Annotated in this window: 13 protein-coding genes; 11 read left to right on the top strand and 2 right to left on the bottom strand. The window is 71.3% G+C overall.

Features of this window, described 5'->3' with window-relative positions:
* Nucleotides 1-87 precede the first annotated feature (87 nt).
* The 4 genes from DI272_RS13810 to DI272_RS13795 are packed head-to-tail and all read left to right on the top strand — an operon-like array spanning nucleotide 88 to nucleotide 7,188.
* A complete protein-coding gene (locus tag DI272_RS13810) occupies nucleotides 88-2,295 on the top strand; it encodes a sialidase family protein (protein ID WP_109495670.1) in 2,208 nt (735 codons plus the stop codon).
* Entirely contained in the window at nucleotides 2,295-4,262 is a 1,968-nt protein-coding gene (locus DI272_RS13805; RefSeq protein WP_109495669.1) for a beta-galactosidase, read from the top strand. Before DI272_RS13810 ends, DI272_RS13805 begins: the two co-directional genes overlap by 1 nt.
* A complete protein-coding gene (locus DI272_RS13800) occupies nucleotides 4,259-6,433 on the top strand; it encodes a glycoside hydrolase N-terminal domain-containing protein (RefSeq protein ID WP_109495668.1) in 2,175 nt (724 codons plus the stop codon). Before DI272_RS13805 ends, DI272_RS13800 begins: the two co-directional genes overlap by 4 nt.
* Before the next feature lie 38 nt (nucleotides 6,434-6,471).
* Nucleotides 6,472-7,188, top strand: coding sequence for a hypothetical protein (locus DI272_RS13795; RefSeq protein ID WP_109495667.1), 717 nt, complete (start codon nucleotides 6,472-6,474; stop codon nucleotides 7,186-7,188).
* A gap of 372 nt (nucleotides 7,189-7,560) precedes the next feature.
* Here the strand turns inward: DI272_RS13795 and DI272_RS13790 are convergent, their stop codons facing one another.
* Both DI272_RS13790 and DI272_RS13785 read right to left on the bottom strand, forming a co-directional pair.
* Nucleotides 7,561-9,609 carry a TIM-barrel domain-containing protein gene (locus tag DI272_RS13790; RefSeq protein ID WP_109495666.1) on the bottom strand — a complete coding sequence of 683 codons (2,049 nt, stop codon included), beginning with the start codon at nucleotides 9,607-9,609 and terminating at the stop codon, nucleotides 7,561-7,563.
* 83 nt (nucleotides 9,610-9,692) lie between these two features.
* Entirely contained in the window at nucleotides 9,693-10,700 is a 1,008-nt protein-coding gene (locus DI272_RS13785; RefSeq protein WP_109495665.1) for a LacI family DNA-binding transcriptional regulator, read from the bottom strand.
* 245 nt (nucleotides 10,701-10,945) lie between these two features.
* Here DI272_RS13785 and DI272_RS44145 point away from each other — a divergent pair, with 245 nt between their 5' ends.
* The 7 genes from DI272_RS44145 to DI272_RS13755 all read left to right on the top strand — a co-directional run bounded on the left by DI272_RS44145 (nucleotide 10,946) and on the right by DI272_RS13755 (nucleotide 19,209).
* Nucleotides 10,946-11,503 (top strand): hypothetical protein, encoded by a 558-nt coding sequence (locus DI272_RS44145; RefSeq protein WP_146238326.1) that lies wholly within the window; start codon nucleotides 10,946-10,948, stop codon nucleotides 11,501-11,503.
* 42 nt (nucleotides 11,504-11,545) lie between these two features.
* Nucleotides 11,546-13,477, top strand: a complete 1,932-nt coding sequence (locus DI272_RS13780) for an acyl-CoA dehydrogenase family protein (RefSeq protein WP_109495664.1) — start codon at nucleotides 11,546-11,548, stop codon at nucleotides 13,475-13,477.
* Nucleotides 13,478-13,563: 86 nt separating this feature from the next.
* Entirely contained in the window at nucleotides 13,564-14,820 is a 1,257-nt protein-coding gene (gene dxr / locus DI272_RS13775) for a 1-deoxy-D-xylulose-5-phosphate reductoisomerase (protein WP_109495663.1), read from the top strand.
* Nucleotides 14,821-14,828: 8 nt separating this feature from the next.
* The gene (locus DI272_RS13770; RefSeq protein WP_181387529.1) at nucleotides 14,829-16,121 is read left to right on the top strand and encodes an RIP metalloprotease; all 1,293 of its coding nucleotides are present in this window, start codon (nucleotides 14,829-14,831) and stop codon (nucleotides 16,119-16,121) included.
* Between the two features lie 170 nt (nucleotides 16,122-16,291).
* Nucleotides 16,292-17,449 carry a flavodoxin-dependent (E)-4-hydroxy-3-methylbut-2-enyl-diphosphate synthase gene (ispG, locus tag DI272_RS13765; RefSeq protein ID WP_109495661.1) on the top strand — a complete coding sequence of 386 codons (1,158 nt, stop codon included), beginning with the start codon at nucleotides 16,292-16,294 and terminating at the stop codon, nucleotides 17,447-17,449.
* Between the two features lie 232 nt (nucleotides 17,450-17,681).
* Nucleotides 17,682-18,530, top strand: a complete 849-nt coding sequence (locus DI272_RS13760) for a GNAT family N-acetyltransferase (protein ID WP_109495660.1) — start codon at nucleotides 17,682-17,684, stop codon at nucleotides 18,528-18,530.
* 109 nt (nucleotides 18,531-18,639) lie between these two features.
* Nucleotides 18,640-19,209 carry a GNAT family N-acetyltransferase gene (locus tag DI272_RS13755; RefSeq protein WP_109495659.1) on the top strand — a complete coding sequence of 190 codons (570 nt, stop codon included), beginning with the start codon at nucleotides 18,640-18,642 and terminating at the stop codon, nucleotides 19,207-19,209.
* Nucleotides 19,210-19,282 lie beyond the last annotated feature (73 nt).

Genomic DNA, 19,282 nt, shown 5'->3' with positions numbered 1-19,282 from the left:
TGCGGGTCTCGTCGTGGCTGGTCGCGCAGTTCCCCGCGCCCCTTGAGCAGGTCTCCCTCCCGTTTCTCCTTCAGTGAGGTATGTGTCATGCGCGCATCACGGCCTAGTCGTCGTGCCGTTCTTGCCGGGGCCGCTGCTGCCGCCGCGCTCACCGCCGTCCCGCTGAGCCAGGGGCGGGCCCTGGCCGTCTCCGCCACGACCACCTACCGCTGGCGCAACGTCGTCCAGGGCGGCACCGGTTTCGTCACCGGTGTCCTCTTCCACCCCGCCGTCCGCGGGCTCGCCTACGCCCGCACCGACATCGGCGGCGCCTACCGGTGGGACGACTCGGCCGCGCGGTGGACGCCGCTCACCGATCACCTCGGCTGGGACGACTGGAACCTCCTCGGGGTCGAGGCCATGGCGATCGACCCCGCCCATCCGGACCGGCTCTACCTCGCCCTCGGTACGTACGCGCAGCCCTGGGCCTCCAACGGTGCCGTCCTGCGCTCCGACGACCGCGGCGCCACCTGGGCCCGTACCGATCTCACCGTGAAGCTCGGGGCCAACGAGGACGGGCGGGGATGCGGGGAGCGGCTGCTCGTCGATCCCCGGGACAGTGACACCCTGTGGCTCGGGACGAGACACGACGGGCTGCTCAAGTCCACCGACCGGGGCGCCACTTGGGCCCCGGCCACCGGCTTCCCGGTGACGCCCAGCGCCTCCGGGCAGGGCGTCACCCTCCTCGTCGCCGCCGGGCGCACCCTCTACGCCGGCTGGGGCGACTCCGACGGCACCGCCGCCAACCTGTACCGCACCGCGGACGGCACCACCTGGGAAGCCGTCGCCGGACAGCCCTCCGGTGCCGCCGCCAAGGTGCCGATCCGGGCCGCGTACGACAAGCACACCCGCCAGCTGTATCTGACGTACGCCGACGCGCCCGGGCCGAACGGCCAGTCCGACGGCAGCGTGCACGTGCTGTGCACCGCCGACGGGAAGTGGCGTGAGGTCACGCCCGTGAAGCCGGGCGGGACCACCGCCGACGGCGGCACCGACTCCTTCGGCTACGGCGGGGTCGCCGTGGACGCCCGGCGGCCCGGCACCCTCGTCGTCTCCACCAACAACCGCTGGGCCCTCGTCGACACCGTCTTCCGGTCCACCGACGGCGGCCGCTCCTGGACCTCCCTGAAGGACTCCGCCGTCCTCGACGTCTCCGAGACCCCTTATCTCAGGTGGGGCGCGGACGCCCCCAAGTTCGGCTGGTGGATCCAGGCGCTCGCGCTCGATCCGTACGACTCCCGGCACATCGTCTACGGCACCGGCGCCACCCTCTACGGCACCCGGGACCTCAAGAACTGGGCCCCGCAGATCCGCGGGCTCGAAGAGGCCTCCGCGCGGCTGCTCATCTCGCCCCCGGCCGGGGCGGCGCACCTGATCAGCGGGTCCGGGGACATCGGTGTGATGTACCACGAGAAGCTCACCGCATCGCCCTCGCGCGGCATGGCCTCGAACCCCGTGTTCGGGACCGCGACGGGGCTCGCGCAGGCCGCGGCCAAGCCGGCCTACGTCGTGCGCACCGGGTGGGGCGACCACGGCAACGGGGCGTACTCCAACGACGGCGGGCAGACCTGGGCGCCCTTCGCGGCCCAGCCCGCCCTCGCCAAGGACGCACCGGGGCCGATCGCCGTCAACGCCGACGGCAGCGTCCTGCTGTGGGTCTTCGTGCACTGGGACGGCACCAGGTACCCGGCCCACCGCTCCACCGACAACGGGGCCGGCTGGGCCGAGGTCCCCTCCTTCCCCAAGGGCGCCACGCCGGTCGCCGACCCGGCCGACCCGACGCGCTTCTACGCCTACGACACCGACACGGGAACGCTGCTGGCCAGCACTGACAGCGGTGCCACGTTCACCGCGCGGGCGTCCGGACTGCCGGCCGGTGACAGCCAGTTCGAGCTGGTCGCGGCCCCCGGCCGGGCCGGCGACCTCTGGCTGAGCGTCAAGGGGAACGGGCTGTACCGGTCCACCGACGGGGGCGCCGGCTTCTCCAGGGTCGGCAGCTGCCGGGCCGCGTACACCCTCGGCTTCGGCAAGGCCGCCGACGGGGCCGCCTATCCGGCGGTCTACCTGGTCGGCACCATCGAGTCGATCACCGCCGTGTACCGCTCCGACGACGAGGCGAAGACCTGGGTGCGCATCAACGACGACCGGCACCAGTGGGGCTGGACCGGCGAGGCGATCACCGGGGACCCGAGGATCCACGGGCGGGTGTACCTCGCCACCAACGGGCGCGGCATCCAGTACGGGGAGCCGGTGTGATGCCGGGGCTCGGTGACGTCACGCGCGGCCGCCTCCTCTTCGGCGGCGACTACAACCCCGAGCAGTGGCCCGAGGAGACCTGGCACGAGGACGTCCGGCTGATGAAGGACGCCGGCGTCAACTCCGTCACCCTCGGAGTGTTCTCCTGGGCCAAGCTCGAACCCCGTCCGGGGGAGCGGGAGTTCGGCTGGCTGGACCGGCTCATGGACCTGATGCACGAGCACGGCATCGGCGTCGTCCTGGCCACCCCGACCGCCTCGCCACCGCCCTGGATGGGGCATCTGCACCCCGACACCCTGCCCGTCGACCAGGACGGGCGCACCGAGTGGTGGGGCGGCCGGCAGCACTTCTCGCACTCCAGCGCCGTCTACCGGCGCTGTGCCGCCGCCATCACCGAGGACCTCGCCGCCCGCTACGGCGGCCACCCGGCCCTCACGATGTGGCACATCAACAACGAGTACTGCACCTTCGACTGGGGCGACGAGGCCGCCGCCCGGTTCAGGGACTGGCTCCGGCGGCGCTACGGCACGCTCGACGCCCTCAACTCCGCGTGGGGCACCGCCTTCTGGAGCCAGGGCTACGGCGACTGGGCCGAGGTCCACACCCCGCGGCACGCCCACTACATGAAGAACCCGACGCAGGTGCTCGACTTCAAGCGGTTCACCTCCGACATGCTCCTGGAGTGCTTTCTCGCCGAACGGGACATCGTGCGGCGGCACACCCCGCACCTCCCGGTCACCACCAACTTCATGCCGCTGTGGACGGGCCAGGACGCCTGGCGGTGGGCCGAGGAGGAGGACGTCGTCTCCGTCGACCTCTACCCCGACCCGAGGGACCCGCTGGGCGCCCAGCAGGCGGCCCTCGTCCAGGACCTGACCCGCTCCCAGGCCCGCGGCCCCTGGATGCTGATGGAGCAGGCGGCCGGACCCGTCAACTGGCGCGGTGTCAACCACCCGAAGCCGCGCGGCCTCAACCGGCTCTGGTCCCTCCAGGCCGTCGCCCGCGGCGCCGACGCCGTCTGCTACTTCCAGTGGCGGCAGTCCCGGCAGGGCGCCGAGAAGTTCCACTCCGGGATGGTCAGCCACGCGGGGGAACAGGGGCGGACGTACCAAGAGGTCAAGCAGCTCGGCGCCGAACTGGCCCGGATCGGGGCTGAGGTGACCGGACGTCATACCCGCAACGACATCGCGGTCCTGCACGACTGGCACTCCTGGTGGGCCGGCGCCCACGAGGGCCGGCTGTCGGCCGAGGTCGACTATCCGCAGGTCCTCACCGCCTGGCACCGGGCCCTTTGGGAGGCCCACCTGACCGCGGACTTCGCCCACCCCGACCATGATCTGACCCCCTACCGGCTGGTCGTCGTCCCGCAGCTGTACGCCCTCACCGACGCGGCGATCGAGAACCTCCTCGGGTACGTCCGCCAGGGCGGCACCCTCGTCTCCGGCTTCCTCACCGGCATTGCCGACGAGGACGACCGGGTGCGCCCCGGCGGCATGGACGTCCGCCTGCGGGAGCTGTTCGGCATCCGCACGCTGCACGAGTGGTGGCCGCTGGACGCGGGGGAGACCGTCGAGTGCGACGGGTTCCGCGGCACCCTGTGGTCGGAGGAGATCGAGGCCGACCCGGAGGCGGTCGTCGCGGCCGCCTTCAAGGGCGGTGAACTCGACGGACTGCCCGCCCTGTTGGCCAAGGGCCGGGCCCACTATCTCGCCACGCTTCCCGAGCCTGCCGAACTGAGCGGGCTGCTGGCCCGGTTCGCGGCCGAGGCGGGGGTGCGGCCGACGCTGGCAGGGCTCCCGGCGGGGGTGGAGGCCGTGCGCCGGGGTGAGCTGCTCTTCGTGCTCAACCACGGCCGCGAGTCCGTGACCGTGCAGGTCCCGGGGGCCTTCTGTGATCTCCTGACCGGCATGAACATCACGGACGAACTCTTCCTCGGACGCCATGGAGTGGCGGTGCTGAAGCCATGAGCCCTGTGCACGGCACCTGGGAACCCCGGCCGGCCGGCCGCTGGGAGGACGGCTTCCTGAGCGGCAACGGCCACCACGGCACCCTTGTGTTCGGTGAGCCGAACGACGAGCGGGTTGTCGTGACTCAGCACACCCTGGTCCGCCCCAACGGCGCCGACCGGGCCCGCCCGCCCGAGCTGGCCGCCGAACTCCCCGCCCTCCAGGACCGGTTGCTCGCCGGCGAGCTCGACGCCGCCGAGCGCTTCACGGACGGACGGGACCTGCAATGGGTGCAGCCCTTCCACCCGGCCTTCCAGATCCGGCTGCGCGGCGCGATCGAGGACGTCCGTGACTACCGCCGCTCCGTCGACTTCACCACCGGCGTCACCCGCACCCGGTACGAGGGCTGGGACAGCGAGGTCTTCGTCTCCCGTGCCGACGACGTCATCGTCCAGCGCGTCACCGCCGACCACCTCGACATCTCCCTGGACCACCGGCTGCCCGGCGCCCCGAAGGACCTCGGCGTCGGCCAGGGCGCCGTCCTCACCCCCGAGGGCGCCCTGCTCACCCTGCGCGCCCGCTACCCCGGCAGCGACCGCGCCTACACCGGCGTCACCCTCGTCCAGCTCACCGGCGGCACCGCCACCCTCACGCCGCCCGGCGTGCGGATCTCCGGCGCGGAGTCGGTGCTGCTGCTGACCCGGGTCGTCCGGCACACCGGCGAGCTGGACGTGATGGCGGAGGCCCGCGCCCTGCGTGACCTCCCCGACGACCACACCGCCCTGCTCGACCGGCACACCCCGCTGCACGGCACCGCCTACGCACGCGTCACCCTCGACCTGGACGCGGACCCCGCCGAACGGGCCCTGCCCGGCTCGGAGTTGCTGGAGCGCCCGGACAGCCCCGCCCTGCTGGAGCGCCTCTTCGCGGCCGGCCGCTACCACCTGCTCTCCGCCGCCGGACTGCTCCCGCCCCGCCTCACCGGCCTGTGGACCGGCGACTGGGACACCGCCTGGTCGGGCGCGTTCACCAACGACGCCAACGTCAACCTCCAGACCGCGTCCGCCGCGGCAGCCGCCCTTCCGGAGGTGACCGAGGCGCTCGCCTCACTCATCCACGGGCAACTGGCGGACTGGCGCGACAACGCCCGCGCGATCTTCGGCGCCCGCGGGGTCGTCGCCCCGCCGCACAGCGACGGCGAGTCCGGGCTGACGTACCACTTCAGCCGCGAATACCCGCTGCACCTGTGGACGGCCGGAGCCGACTGGCTGCTCAAACCGCTCGTCGACCACGACGAGACCACCGGCACCCGCGACCCGCGCACCGCCGCCGCACTCGCCGAAGTCGCCCTGTTCTACGAGGACTTCCTCACCCGCACCGACGCCGACGGCCATCTCGTCGTCGTCCCCTCCTACTCGCCCGAGAACCGCCCCGCCAACGCCAGTTGGGGCGCGATCAACGCGGCGATGGACCTCTCGGCGGCCCGGCACGCGCTGACCACGGCCGCCGCGTACCACCCGCAGGACGCAGACCGGCTGCGCGCTCTCGCCGACCGCCTGCCACCGCACCGGGTCAACGACGACGGTGCCCTCGCCGAATGGGCCTGGCCGAACCTGGAGGACACCTACGACCACCGCCACCTCAGCCACCTCTACGGCGTCTGGCCGCTCGACGAGATCAACCCCTACGACACCCCCGACCTCGCCGGTGCCGCCCGGCGTGCCCTCGAACTGCGCGGCGCCGAGAACGACTCGGCCCACGGCCATCTCCACCATGCCCTGATCGCGGCCCGCCTGCGCGACGGCGAACGGGTCGCGCACGCCCTCGGCCAGGTCCTCAAGGGCGACTTCTTCCACGCCTCGCTGATGAGCGCCCACTACCCGAACCGCGACGTCTACAACGCCGACGCCGCCCACACCCTCCCGGCCGTCCTCGTCGAGATGCTCGTGCAGTCGACCCCGGACCGGCTGGTCCTGCTGCCCGCACTGCCCGACCGGTACCCCAGCGGCCGGCTCCTCGGCGTCCGCACCCGGTTCGGCGCCGAACTCGACCTCATCTGGACCCCACGGCAAGCCACCGCGGTGCTGCGCCCCACCCGCAGCCACCGCGTCGAACTGAGGACTTCCTCCGGCGCCGAGCCGCTCGACCTCGTCGCCGGGGAGGACCACGTCCTGCGTCTGGGGGCGTGGTGAACACCCCCGCATTTCCCCCCACCCATGGAAGGGACCCCATGGCAAAGAGCACGCTCCGCAACGTCACCATGGCCGTACTGGCCCCGGCGATGGCCCTCGGCGCCACCGTCGGCCTCGCCTCCGCGCCCGCCTCGGCGGCGGTGTGGAACTCCTGCGACCAGTGGGCCAACACCAGCCTGAACGGCTACACGCTCTACAACAACATCTGGGGCTCCGGCGCCGGCAGCCAGTGCATCTGGGCCAACTCCGGCACCAACTGGGGAGTCTGGGCCAACCACCCCAACACCGGCGGCATCAAGTCCTACCCGAACTCCAAGAAGGTGATCAACAAGACGATCGCCTCGCTCGGGTCGCTGTCCAGCAACTACAACGTCACCGTCCCGTCGTCCGGCGCGTACAACACGTCGTACGACATCTGGGACACCGACTACGACTACGAGATCATGCTCTGGGTCAACTACAACGGCGCCGTCGGCCCGCTCGGCACCTCCCAGGGCAACGTGACCCTCGGCGGCCACACCTGGACCGTCTACAAGGGCAGCAACGGCGCCAACGAGGTCTTCTCGTTCCTGCGGACGTCGGACTCCACCTCCGGCACCGTGAACATCAAGCCGATCCTCACCTGGATCTCCGGTACCAAGGGCTGGATGTCCAGCAACGAGACCATCGGGGACGTCCAGTTCGGCTACGAGATCACCTCGTCGTCCGGCGGTCTCGATTTCCAGACCAACAACCTGACCGTCAGCAGCAGTTGACCCAGCGGGGTGGGGACCCGCGGCCACCTGGACCCCTGCGCGTCCCCACCCCCTCGGCACCACCCTGCTCGCCGCCGCCGCGCCGCTCACCTCCCCGAGCCCCGCGGCGGCGGCGCCCGCCCCGACATCCCGCGGCCCACCGCGCCCCCGACGGCAGGCCGCCTCACCACCGCCCTCGCGGACTCCACCCCGCAGCCCGCCTCCGCCGGCTGCCGCCCCCGAGCCGCCCTCGCCGTGGTCCAGGTCCACCACGAGCAGCACCCGGACCGCTGCACACCGCCGCGCTCGTCCGCTCCCTGGTCTCCGTCCGCCGCTGACACACGCGTGCGGCCGGTCCCTCCCCTACCGGGACCGGCCGCACGCCGCACACGGCTACTCCGCTACCGGCAGCCGTGCCCCGTCCCGCAGGAACAGCGGGATGCGGTCCAGCGGGGCGTCGACCGTCACCGTCGTCCCGCCCTCGTACGTCTCACCCGTCCACGCGTCCGTCCAGGTCGCGCCCACCGGGAGATAGGTCGTGCGGGCCGTCGCGCCCGCCGTCAGCACCGGCGCCACCAGCAGGTCCGCGCCGAAGAGATAGGCGTCGTCCACCGTCCAGGCCGCCTGGTCGTCCGGGAACTCCAGGAACAGCGGGCGCATGGGCGGCAGACCCTCCTCGTGGGCCTCGCGCATGACGTCCAGGACGTACGGCTTCAGCCGCTCGCGCAGCCGCAGGTACTTCTCCATGACGGCGCCGGCCTCCTCGCCGTACGACCACACCTCGTTGGGGCCGCCGGTCATCTCCGGGCCCAGCGGCATGCCCGGGTCGCGGAAGCCGTGCAGGCGCATCAGCGGGGACAGCGCGCCGAACTGGAACCAGCGGACCATGACCTCCCGGTACGCCGGGTCGCTGGGGTCGCCGCCGTGGAAGCCGCCGATGTCGGTGTTCCACCAGGGGATGCCGGACAGGGCGGTGTTGAGACCGGCCGCGATCTGCCGGCGCAGGGTCGGGAAGTCGGTGCCGATGTCACCCGACCACAGGGCGGCGCCGTAGCGCTGACTGCCCGCCCACGCCGAGCGGTTGAGGGTGATGACCTCCTCGCCCTCGGCGCTCAGCCCCTCGTGGAAGGTGCGGGCGTTGTCCGCCGGGTACATGTTGCCGACCTCCAGGCCCGGGCCCGCCCAGTAGCGCAGGTTCTCCTGGAAACCGGGCTTCAGCTCGGGCTCGCAGGCGTCCAGCCAGAAGGCCGTGATGCCGTACGGGTCGAGGTAGTTCTCCTTGATCCGCGCCCACACGAACCGGCGCGCCTCCGGGTTGGTGGCGTCGTAGAAGGCCACCTGGACCGTGGACGCCACCTCCTTGTCCGGCCAGTCCGCGTGCGCCATCGGCCCGTACTGGGTGCCGATGAAGTAGCCGCGCTGCTCCATCACCGGGTGGTTCTCGCTCAGCGGCGACACCGACGGCCAGACGGAGACGACGAGTTTGATGCCCAGCTCCGCCAACTCCCGCACCATCGCAGCCGGGTCGGGCCACTCCGCCGGGTCGAACTTCCACTCGCCCAGATGCGTCCAGTGGAAGAAGTCGCACACGATCGCCGAGATGGGCAGCCCGCGGCGCTTGTACTCCCGCGCCACCTCCAGGAGTTCCTCCTGGGTGCGGTAGCGCAGCTTGCACTGCCAGAAGCCCGCCGCCCACTCCGGCAGCATCGGGGTACGGCCGGTGACGGCGGAGTAGCGGCGCTGCCCGTCGGCCGGGGAGCCGGCCGTGATCCAGTAGTCGATCTGCCGGGCCGAGTCGGCGACCCAGCGGGTGCCGTTGTGGGCCAGCTCCACGCGCCCGATCGCCGGGTTGTTCCACAGCAGGGTGTAGCCCCGGCTGGAGCTGAGGACCGGGATGCCGACCTCGGCGTTGCGCTGGACCAGGTCCAGGACCAGGCCCTTCTGGTCGAAGCGGCCGTGCTGGTGCTGGCCGAGGCCGTACAGCTTCTCGTCGTCGTAGGCGGCGAACCGCTGCTCCAGGCGGTGGTGGCCGTTGCCGACGGCGGTGTAGAGGCGCGAGCCGGGCCACCAGAAGTGGGCGCGGGCCTCGGCGAGCAGTTCGCCGGAGTCCTCGGTGCGCAGGAAGCGGATCAGGCCCTCGGCGCTGACCTCGACGGTGAGCGCGCCGACCGTCAACTGCCCTTGCCCGTCCTCGATCTTGACGGTGGACGAGGTGGCGGGCGCGGCGTCCAGCAGCGCACCCGGCAGCCCCTCCAGGATCGGCCCGCCGAGCCGGGCCCGGACCCGGACCGCGTCCGGGCCCCAGGGCTCGATCCGTAGGGTCTCCTGACGGCCGCTCCACTCCAGCGCACCGTCCCGCTCGCGGAAGGTGCCGACGGTCGGGGACGACTGCGCGAGGCTCACCGCGCCGGTCGGAGGCTGGTTTTCGGCAGGCTGAGTCACTTGAGGCGCTCCTGGGCTCCGATACTCCTGGCGGAGTGGCAGACATGGGGGTGCCCCGGCAGGGGCGGACGCGCGGGGAGGTGTTACGCCGGTACCGGGCCCGTGCTCGCCCGGACCGTCAACTCAGGGGTGATCAGCACGACTTCGTCACTGCCCCGGCCGTCGAGCTTGGCCACCAGCCGCTCCACGGCGTGCCGGCCCATTTCCTGCGCGGGAATGGCGACCGAGGTCAGCCGCACCGAGGCCTGGATGGCCACCTGGTCGGGGCAGACCGCGACGACCGACACGTCCTCCGGCACGGCGCGGCCCTGCTGGCGCAGCAGGGCGAGCAGCGGCTCCACGGCCGACTCGTTCTGTACGACGAACCCCGTGGTGCCCGGGCGCTCGTCGAGGATGCGGGCGAGCGTCACGGCCATCGCGTCGTACCCGCCCTCGCACGGCCGGTGCAGCAGCCGTACGCCCAACTCCTGGGCCCGGGACCGCAGTCCGTCCAGTGTGCGCTCCGCGAAACCGGTGTGCCGTTCGTAGACCGCGGGGGCCTCGCCGATGACAGCGATGTCGCGGTGGCCGAGCATCGCGAGGTGCTCGACACAGAGCGCGCCGGTCGCCCGGAAGTCGAGGTCGACGCAGGTCAGTCCGGTGGTGTCGGCGGGCAGTCCGATGAGCACGGACGGCTGGTCGGTGCCCCGCAGCAACGGCAGCCGCTCGTCGTCGAGTTCGACGTCCATCAGGATCATCGCGTCGGCGAGCCCGCTGCCGGTGACGCGGCGCACCGCGTCCGGACCCTCCTCGCCGGTCAGCAGCAGGACGTCGTACCCGTGCGTCCGGGCGGTGGTGGCGACGGCGATGGCGATCTCCATCATCACCGGCACGTACATGTCCGTGCGCAGCGGCACCATCAGCGCGATGATGTTGGACCTGCTGCTGGCCAGGGCGCGGGCGCCCGCGTTGGGGTGGTAGCCGAGTTCGCGGATGCTCTGCTCGACCCGCTGCCGGGTGGTCGTGGAGATGGACCGCTTGCCACTGAGGACATAGCTCACCGTGCTCGCCGAGACTCCGGCGTGCTGGGCGACCTCGGCGAGGGTGACCATCCAGCTCTCCAAGCTTTGTGAAGCGCTTCGACAGTGCGCAGGTTGAACAGGGGCGGGTGAGGGTGGTTCGACAGTAGCCGCACCCGAGGTGGGTGTCCATAGGTTGTCGAAGCGCTTCGACAGGGAGTTGATGGCCAGGCGCCACAAGGCCCTCCGGTACCTATCATGACGGACCGGGGTGACGGCAACCTTCCGAACGACGGCGCCCACTGAGGGGCGTGACAGGAACCCCGGGAAGGACCCCCATGCGGCACCGCCGCCCCCGCTTCTCCAAGAAGGCGAAGACCCTGCTCTCCGGCGCGGTCGCACTCGCCGCCGCCGTCGGCGTCACCGTCGCGCGGGCCGACGAGCCGGGCAAGGAGTGCACGGCGTTCGACACGGTCACGCTCGGCGAGTACTACGTGAACAACAGCCTCTGGAACGAGGGGAAGCACACCGGCACCCAGTGCGTGTGGTCCAACTCCCGGTCCGGGGCGACCATTTCGTGGGGCACCAGCCAAAGCCTGGCCAACAGCGCCACCGGCAAGGACCACGACGTGAAGTCGTACGCCTCCACCGTCCTCGGCTGGCACTGGGGCTGGGAGACCGAACGTCGCCTACGGCCTGTGGCTGCACGCCAAGAACACCGCCGGCTGGCAGGACCAGCCCACCGGCGAGGTCATGATCTGGCTCAACCGGCAGGGCGGCGCCGGACGCCTGGACACGAAGGCCTACTCCGTCAACATCGGCTGAACGGCCGCGCCCCAGGGGTGGTGGGGGCGCCCGGGATCGGGTACATACGATCGAGTAGCACCGGTCGGTAACGAAAACGGTCCAAGATCCCGATTCGCGGCGAGGTGAGCCTCATGTCCGCACCATCCAGCAAACCCACCGTCTCCGAACGTGAGGCCCGTGAGGTCGCCGAGGCGGCCCGGGAACAGGAGTGGCGCAAGCCCAGCTTCGCCAAGGAACTGTTCCTCGGCCGCTTCCGGCTCGACCTGGTCCACCCGCACCCCATGCCCTCCGCGGAGGCCGCCCAGCGCGGCGAGGAGTTCCTCGCCAAACTCCGCGACTTCTGCGAGACGAAGGTCGACGGCGCCCTCATCGAGCGCGAGGCCCGCATCCCCGACGAGGTGATCAACGGCCTCAAGGAACTCGGCGCCCTCGGCATGAAGATCGACACCAAGTACGGCGGCCTCGGCCTCACCCAGGTGTACTACAACAAGGCCCTCGCCCTCGCCGGCTCCGCCAGCCCCGCGATCGGCGTCCTGCTCTCCGCCCACCAGTCGATCGGCGTACCGCAGCCGCTGAAGCTGTTCGGCACCGACGAGCAGAAGGAGACGTTCCTGCCCCGGTGTGCCCGCACCGACATCAGCGCCTTCCTCCTCACCGAGCCCGACGTCGGCTCCGACCCGGCCCGCCTCGCCACCACCGCCGTACCGGACGGCGACGACTACGTCCTGGACGGCGTGAAGCTGTGGACCACCAACGGCGTGGTCGCCGACCTCCTCGTCGTCATGGCCCGGGTGCCGAGGTCCGAGGACCACAAGGGCGGCATCACCGCCTTCGTCGTCGAGACCAACTCGCCCGGCATCACCGTCGAGAACCGCAACGCCTTCATGGGCCTGCGCGGCATCGAGAACGGCGTCACCCGCTTCCACCAGGTCCGTGTCCCGGCCGCGAACCGCATCGGCCCCGAGGGCGCCGGCCTGAAGATCGCGCTGACGACCCTCAACACCGGCCGGCTCTCCCTCCCCGCCTCCTGCGTGGCGGCCGGCAAATGGTGCCTGAAGATCGCCCGCGAGTGGTCGGCGGCCCGCGAACAGTGGGGCAAGCCCGTCGCCCAGCACGAGGCCGTCGGCTCGAAGATCAGCTTCATCGCGGCCACCACCTTCGCCCTGGAGGCCGTGACCGACCTCGCCAGCCAGATGGCCGACGAGGACCGCAACGACATCCGCATCGAGGGCGCCCTGGCCAAGCTCTTCGCCTCGGAACAGGCATGGCTCATGGCCGACGAACTCGTCCAGATCCGTGGCGGCCGAGGCTTCGAGACGGCGGAGTCCCTGGCGGCCCGGGGCGAACGAGCGGTCCCGGCCGAGCAGATCCTCCGCGACCTGCGCATCAACCGCATCTTCGAGGGCTCGACGGAGATCATGCACCTGCTGATCGCCCGCGAGGCGGTGGACGCCCACCTGTCGGTCGCGGGCGACCTGATCGACCCGGAGAAGTCCCTGACCGACAAGGCGAAGGCGGGCGCCAACGCGGGCGTGTTCTACGCCAAGTGGCTCCCCAAGCTGGTCGCGGGACAGGGCCAGCTCCCGTACTCCTACAGCGAGTTCAAACGCGAGGTCGACCTCTCCGTCCACCTCCGCTACGTCGAGCGCACGGCCCGCAAACTCGCCCGCTCCACCTTCTACGCCATGTCCCGCTGGCAGGGCCGCATGGAGACCAAGCAGGGCTTCCTCGGCCGGATCGTCGACATCGGCGCGGAACTCTTCGCCATGAGCGCGGTCTGCGTCCGGGCCGAACTCCTGCGCACCACCGAGGACCACGGCCGCCAGGCCTACCAGCTCGCCGACGCCTTCTGCCGCCAGTCCCGCATCCGGATCGAGGAGCTCTTCGGCCGCCTGTGGACCAACACCGACGACCTGGACCGCAAGGTCGTCAAGGGCGTCATGTCCGGCACCTACGCGTGGCTGGAGGACGGCATCGTCGATCCCTCCGGCGAGGGCCCGTGGATCGCCGACGCCACCCCGGGGGCCAGCCAGAAGGACAACGTCCACCGCCCCATCCGCTGACCGGCCCCTGGCACCGCGTCCCCCGGGGAACCCCCTTCGGGGGACGCGCTGTCCTCACACACCGTCCTTACGGCAACAATGGGGGGATGAGTGACAGTCCAGCTCCCCTCGCCGACCCGCACCTCGTCTATGACCCGGTCGCGGGCGACGGCCCCAAGGACGTGGTGATCCTCGGCTCCACCGGCTCGATCGGCACCCAGGCCATCGACCTCGTCCTGCGCAACCCGGACCGTTTCCGGGTCACCGCGCTCTCCGCGAACGGCGGCCGGGTCACCCTCCTCGCCGAGCAGGCCCACCAGCTGAAGGCGCGGACGGTCGCGGTCGCCCGCGAGGACGTCGTGCCGGCACTGCGGGAGGCCCTGGGAGCGCGGTACGGCGCGGGCGAGCCGCTCCCCGAGATCCTGGCGGGCCCCGACGCGGCCACCCGGGTCGCCGCCTCCGACTGCCACACCGTCCTCAACGGCATCACCGGCTCGATCGGCCTCGCCCCGACCCTCGCCGCCCTGGAGGCGGGCCGCACCCTCGCGCTCGCCAACAAGGAGTCGCTCATCGTTGGCGGCCCGCTGGTCAAGGCGCTCGCCAAGCCCGGACAGATCATCCCGGTCGACTCCGAGCACGCGGCGCTCTTCCAGGCGCTCGCCTCCGGGACGCGGGCCGACGTGCGCAAGCTGGTCGTCACGGCGTCCGGCGGCCCCTTCCGCGGCCGTAGCAAGGAAGAACTGGCCAACGTCAGCGTCGAGGACGCCCTCGCCCACCCCACCTGGGCGATGGGCCCGGTCATCACGATCAACTCCGCCACCCTCGTCAACAAGGGCCTGGAAGTCATCGAGGCGCACCTCCTCTACGACATTCCCTTCGACCGCATTGAGGTCGTCGTGCATCCCCAGTCGTATGTCCACTCGATGGTTGAGTTCACGGACGGATCGACGATCGCCCAGGCGACGCCCCCCGACATGCGCGGGCCGATCGCCATCGGGCTGGGCTGGCCCGAGCGCGTCCCCGACGCGGCCCCCGCCTTCGACTGGAGCAAGGCGTCGACGTGGGAGTTCTTCCCGCTCGACAACGACGCGTTTCCTTCGGTCAACCTTGCGAGGCACGTGGGAGAGCTCGCGGGCACGGCCCCGGCGGTGTTCAATGCCGCCAACGAGGAGTGCGTGGAAGCGTTCCGGGTCGGCGCGCTGCCCTTCAACGGGATCATGGAGACCGTGACGCGCGTGGTGGAGGAGCACGGCACGCCGGCCACGGGAACCCCGCTCACGGTGTCGGACGTCCTCGAAGCGGAGACCTGGGCCCGCACCCGGGCCCGGGAACTGGCGGCACAGACGGCGGAGGCCCGTGCATGACGACCCTGATGTTCATCCTCGGCATAGTGCTCTTCGCCCTCGGCCTCGCGGTGTCGATCGCGTGGCACGAGCTGGGTCACCTGTCCACGGCCAAGATGTTCGGCATCCGCGTGCCGCAGTACATGGTCGGTTTCGGCCCCACCGTCTGGTCCCGGAAGCGGGGCGAGACCGAGTACGGCATCAAGGCCATCCCGCTCGGCGGCTACATCCGCATGATCGGCATGTTCCCGCCCGGCCCCGACGGCAAGCTGGAGTCCCGCTCCACCTCGCCCTGGCGCAGCATGATCGAGGACGCCCGCTCGTCCGCGTTCGACGAGCTCCGGCCCGGTGACGAGACCCGCCTCTTCTACACGCGCAAGCCGTGGAAGCGCGTGATCGTGATGTTCGCGGGCCCGTTCATGAACCTGGTCCTGGCGATCGGCCTGTTCCTGACGGTCCTGATGGGCTTCGGCATCCAGCAGCAGACCACGTCCGTCGCCTCCGTGTCCCCCTGCGTCATCGCGCAGAGCGAGAACCGCGACACCTGCAAGAAGACCGACAAGGCGTCCCCCGCCGCGGCGGCCGGCATGAAGAAGGGCGACAAGATCGTCTCCTTCGCCGGCGTGAAGACCGACGACTGGGACACCCTCTCCGACCTCATCCGCGACAGCGCCGGCAAGACCGTCCCGATCGTCGTCGACCGCGACGGCGAGCAGGTCTCCCTCACGGCCAAGATCGCCACCAACCTCGTCGCGAAGAAGGACTCCAGCGGCTCCTACGTGCAGGGCGAGTACGTCAAGGCCGGCTTCCTCGGCTTCAGCGCCGCCACCGGCGTCGTCAAGCAGGACTTCGGCGACTCGGTGACCTGGATGACCGACCGGGTCGGCGACGCGGTCGACTCCCTGGCGGCCCTGCCCTCCAAGATCCCCGCCCTGTGGGACGCGGCCTTCGGCGACGGCCCCCGCGAGCCGGACTCCCCGATGGGCGTGGTCGGCGCGGCGCGGGTCGGCGGCGAGATCGCCACGCTCGACATCCCGGCCTCCCAGCAGCTGGCGATGTTCGTGATGCTCCTGGCCGGCTTCAACCTCTCCCTGTTCCTGTTCAACATGCTCCCGCTGCTGCCGCTGGACGGCGGCCACATCGCGGGCGCCCTGTGGGAGTCCCTGCGCCGCAACCTGGCCAGGCTCTTCCGCCGCCCCGACCCGGGCCCGTTCGATGTGGCGAAGCTGATGCCGGTGGCCTATGTGGTGGCGGGCATCTTCATCTGCTTCACCGTGCTGGTGCTCATCGCGGACGTCGTCAACCCGGTGAAAATTTCCTAGCCACACGGCGTTCACGACGGCCCGGCACGCTGTGTGCCGGGCCGTCGTCGTTCGGGCGGGTCGGCGGGACGGATGTGCCCGGGCCTGTGCGCGTGCCGTAATCTCGAAGCCTGGAGCCCACTGTTCCGTTGGCACCGGACCTTGATCCACGACTTGGGGTTGCACAGCAGATGACTGCGATTTCTCTCGGCATGCCGTCCGTTCCGACCAGGGTTGCCGAGCGCCGCAAGAGCCGGCAGATCCAGGTCGGCACCGTCGCGGTCGGCGGCGACGCCCCGGTCTCGGTCCAGTCGATGACCACGACCCGGACGTCCGACATCGGCGCGACCCTCCAGCAGATCGCCGAACTGACGGCGTCCGGCTGCCAGATCGTGCGCGTCGCCTGCCCCACCCAGGACGACGCGGACGCCCTGGCGACCATCGCGAAGAAGTCCCAGATCCCGGTCATCGCGGACATCCACTTCCAGCCCAAGTACGTCTTCGCGGCCATCGAGGCCGGCTGCGCCGCGGTCCGCGTGAACCCCGGCAACATCAAGCAGTTCGACGACAAGGTCAAGGAGATCGCGCGGGCCGCCAAGGACCACGGCACCCCGATCCGCATCGGCGTCAACGCCGGCTCCCTCGACAAGCGCCTGCTCCAGAAGTACGGCAAGGCCACCCCCGAAGCCCTCGTCGAGTCCGCCCTCTGGGAGGCGTCCCTCTTCGAGGAGCACGACTTCCGCGACATCAAGATCTCGGTGAAGCACAACGACCCGGTCGTCATGATCGAGGCGTACAAGCAGCTCGCCGCCCAGTGCGACTACCCCCTCCACCTCGGCGTCACCGAGGCGGGCCCGGCGTTCCAGGGCACGATCAAGAGCGCGGTGGCCTTCGGCGCCCTCCTCTCCCAGGGCATCGGCGACACGATCCGGGTGTCCCTGAGCGCCCCGCCGGTCGAGGAGGTCAAGGTCGGCAACCAGATCCTGGAGTCCCTGAACCTCAAGCAGCGCGGCCTGGAGATCGTCTCCTGCCCGTCCTGCGGCCGCGCCCAGGTCGACGTCTACAAGCTGGCCGAGGAGGTCACCGCGGGCCTGACCGGCATGGAGGTCCCCCTCCGCGTCGCGGTCATGGGCTGTGTCGTGAACGGCCCCGGCGAGGCCCGCGAGGCCGACCTCGGCGTCGCCTCCGGCAACGGCAAGGGCCAGATCTTCGTCAAGGGCGAGGTCATCAAGACGGTCCCCGAGTCGAAGATCGTCGAGACCCTCATCGAGGAGGCCATGAAGCTGGCCGAGCAGATGGAGGCGGACGGCGTGGCCTCGGGTGAGCCGTCGGTGGCGGTGGCGGGCTGACGGTCCCCAGCCCCCGAGGGGGCCACAGGCCCCCAAGGGGCGCGGGGAACTGCGCGACCAGCCACAGCGGACCCGCACTCGCGGGAATCACAGGAACCCCCGAGCTCGTAGGCGCCCGGCAACACAAACGCCGGACACCTCAGAACAAGCGGCACCATCACGGGGCGACGCTGCTCAGCTTCCGCAGGTACAGTGCGGAGATCAGCGCAGTCCCCAGTGTGAGGCCCCGCCCGTGTTGACCCAGACGACCTCCCGGGTCCTCGAACCGAGCGACCTGGACGCAGCGCTCGCCGTCCTCGACCGCGAGCCGGTCGCGAACGCCTTCGTGACGTCCCGCGTGCAGGTCGCCGGCCTCGACCCGTGGCGGCTCGGCGGCGAGATGTGGGGCTGGTACGAGGACGGCCTGCTGACGTCCCTCTGCTACGCCGGCGCCAACCTCGTCCCCATCTGCGCCACCCCGCGAGCCGTCCGCGCCTTCGCCGACCGCGCCCGCCGCGCGGGCCGCCGCTGCTCCTCCATCGTCGGCCCCGCCGAGCCCACCGCGCAGCTGTGGCGGCTGCTGGAACCCAGCTGGGGCCCCGCCCGCGACGTCCGCGCCCACCAGCCCCTGATGGTCACCGACCGGCTCTCCACCGAGATCGCCCCCGATCCCTACGTCCGGCGCATCCGCAAGGACGAGATGGAGACGATCATGCCGGCCTGCGTGGCGATGTTCACCGAGGAGGTGGGCGTCTCCCCGCTGGCCGGGGACGGCGGCCTCCTCTACCAGGCCCGGGTCGCCGAACTCGTCGGCTCCGGCCGCTCCTTCGCCCGCCTCGACGCGGACGGCAAGGTCGTCTTCAAGGCAGAGATCGGCGCCGCGACCGACCGCGCCTGCCAGATCCAGGGCGTCTGGGTGGCCCCCGAGTACCGTGGCCAGGGCTACGCGGCCCCCGGCATGGCGGCGGTCCTGCGCTACGCCCTCGCGGACGTGGCCCCGGTGGTCAGCCTGTACGTGAACGACTTCAACACGGCGGCGAGAAGGACGTACCGACGGGTGGGCTTCGAAGAGGTCGGCGCGTTCATGAGCGTCCTGTTCTGAAGTGCCCCGGGGGCGCGGGGAACTGCGCGCCCAGCCCCCACGTTCCGCATCCGGACGACAACCCGAAGCACCCGGCCCCATCCAGCGAAGCGCCCTGTACTCTCCCCACATGCGCTTTCCCGGTCACGGACACCGCCGCCCGCCCGACGACGACATCGTGATCGGCCCCTTGGACCTCTCCGCCCGCGTCGACGAGGCCCTCGCCGTCCAGGCCGTCGCCTTCGGACTCGGCCCGGACGAGGTCGCCGTACGCCGCCAGATCGTCCTGCGCCACATGACGTACCCGGGGGCACGGGCCCTCGGCGCCACCGTCGCGGGCCGTCTCGTCGGGTTCGTCTACGGCATGCCCAACGACCGCACCCACTGGTGGTCCACGGTCGTGGAGCCGTACCTGCGCGCCCAGGGCCACGAGACCTGGCTGGACGACTCCTTCGTGATCACCGAGCTGCACGTCCACCCGCACCACCAGAACCGCGGAGTCGGCCGCTCCCTCATCACCACGATCACGGACGGTGCCGGCGAACCCCGCTCGATCCTCTCCGCGATCGACACCGACAGCCCGGCCCGCGGCCTGTACCACTCCCTCGGCTACCAGGACCTCGCCCGCCAGGTCCTCTTCCCCAGCGCCCCGAAGCCGTACGCCGTGATGGGCGCACCCCTGCCGTTGCGCCGCCGATAACCGATTTCCGCCACCACCGGCCCCCCGGCTAACCTCCTTGCCATCACCGTTTTCCCGGCAGGAGTACGAGAAC

Origin of the sequence: Streptomyces sp. Act143 (assembly GCF_003143935.1) — a bacterium.
Taxonomy (GTDB): Bacteria; Actinomycetota; Actinomycetes; order Streptomycetales; family Streptomycetaceae; genus Streptomyces.
The sequence above is the reverse complement of the archived record's forward strand: the minus strand, read 5'-3'. Positions and strand labels throughout refer to the sequence as shown.

Coding starts and splice junctions, on each gene's coding strand:
- DI272_RS13770 (WP_181387529.1), top strand. CDS start 14,829: ATGTTCATCCTCGGCATAGTGCTCTTCGCCCTCGGCCTCGCGGTGTCG.
- DI272_RS13810 (WP_109495670.1), top strand. CDS start 88: ATGCGCGCATCACGGCCTAGTCGTCGTGCCGTTCTTGCCGGGGCCGCT.
- DI272_RS44145 (WP_146238326.1), top strand. CDS start 10,946: ATGCGGCACCGCCGCCCCCGCTTCTCCAAGAAGGCGAAGACCCTGCTC.
- DI272_RS13795 (WP_109495667.1), top strand. CDS start 6,472: ATGGCAAAGAGCACGCTCCGCAACGTCACCATGGCCGTACTGGCCCCG.
- ispG (WP_109495661.1), top strand. CDS start 16,292: ATGACTGCGATTTCTCTCGGCATGCCGTCCGTTCCGACCAGGGTTGCC.
- DI272_RS13785 (WP_109495665.1), bottom strand. CDS start 10,700: ATGGTCACCCTCGCCGAGGTCGCCCAGCACGCCGGAGTCTCGGCGAGC.
- DI272_RS13800 (WP_109495668.1), top strand. CDS start 4,259: ATGAGCCCTGTGCACGGCACCTGGGAACCCCGGCCGGCCGGCCGCTGG.
- DI272_RS13755 (WP_109495659.1), top strand. CDS start 18,640: ATGCGCTTTCCCGGTCACGGACACCGCCGCCCGCCCGACGACGACATC.
- DI272_RS13805 (WP_109495669.1), top strand. CDS start 2,295: ATGCCGGGGCTCGGTGACGTCACGCGCGGCCGCCTCCTCTTCGGCGGC.
- DI272_RS13780 (WP_109495664.1), top strand. CDS start 11,546: ATGTCCGCACCATCCAGCAAACCCACCGTCTCCGAACGTGAGGCCCGT.
- dxr (WP_109495663.1), top strand. CDS start 13,564: ATGAGTGACAGTCCAGCTCCCCTCGCCGACCCGCACCTCGTCTATGAC.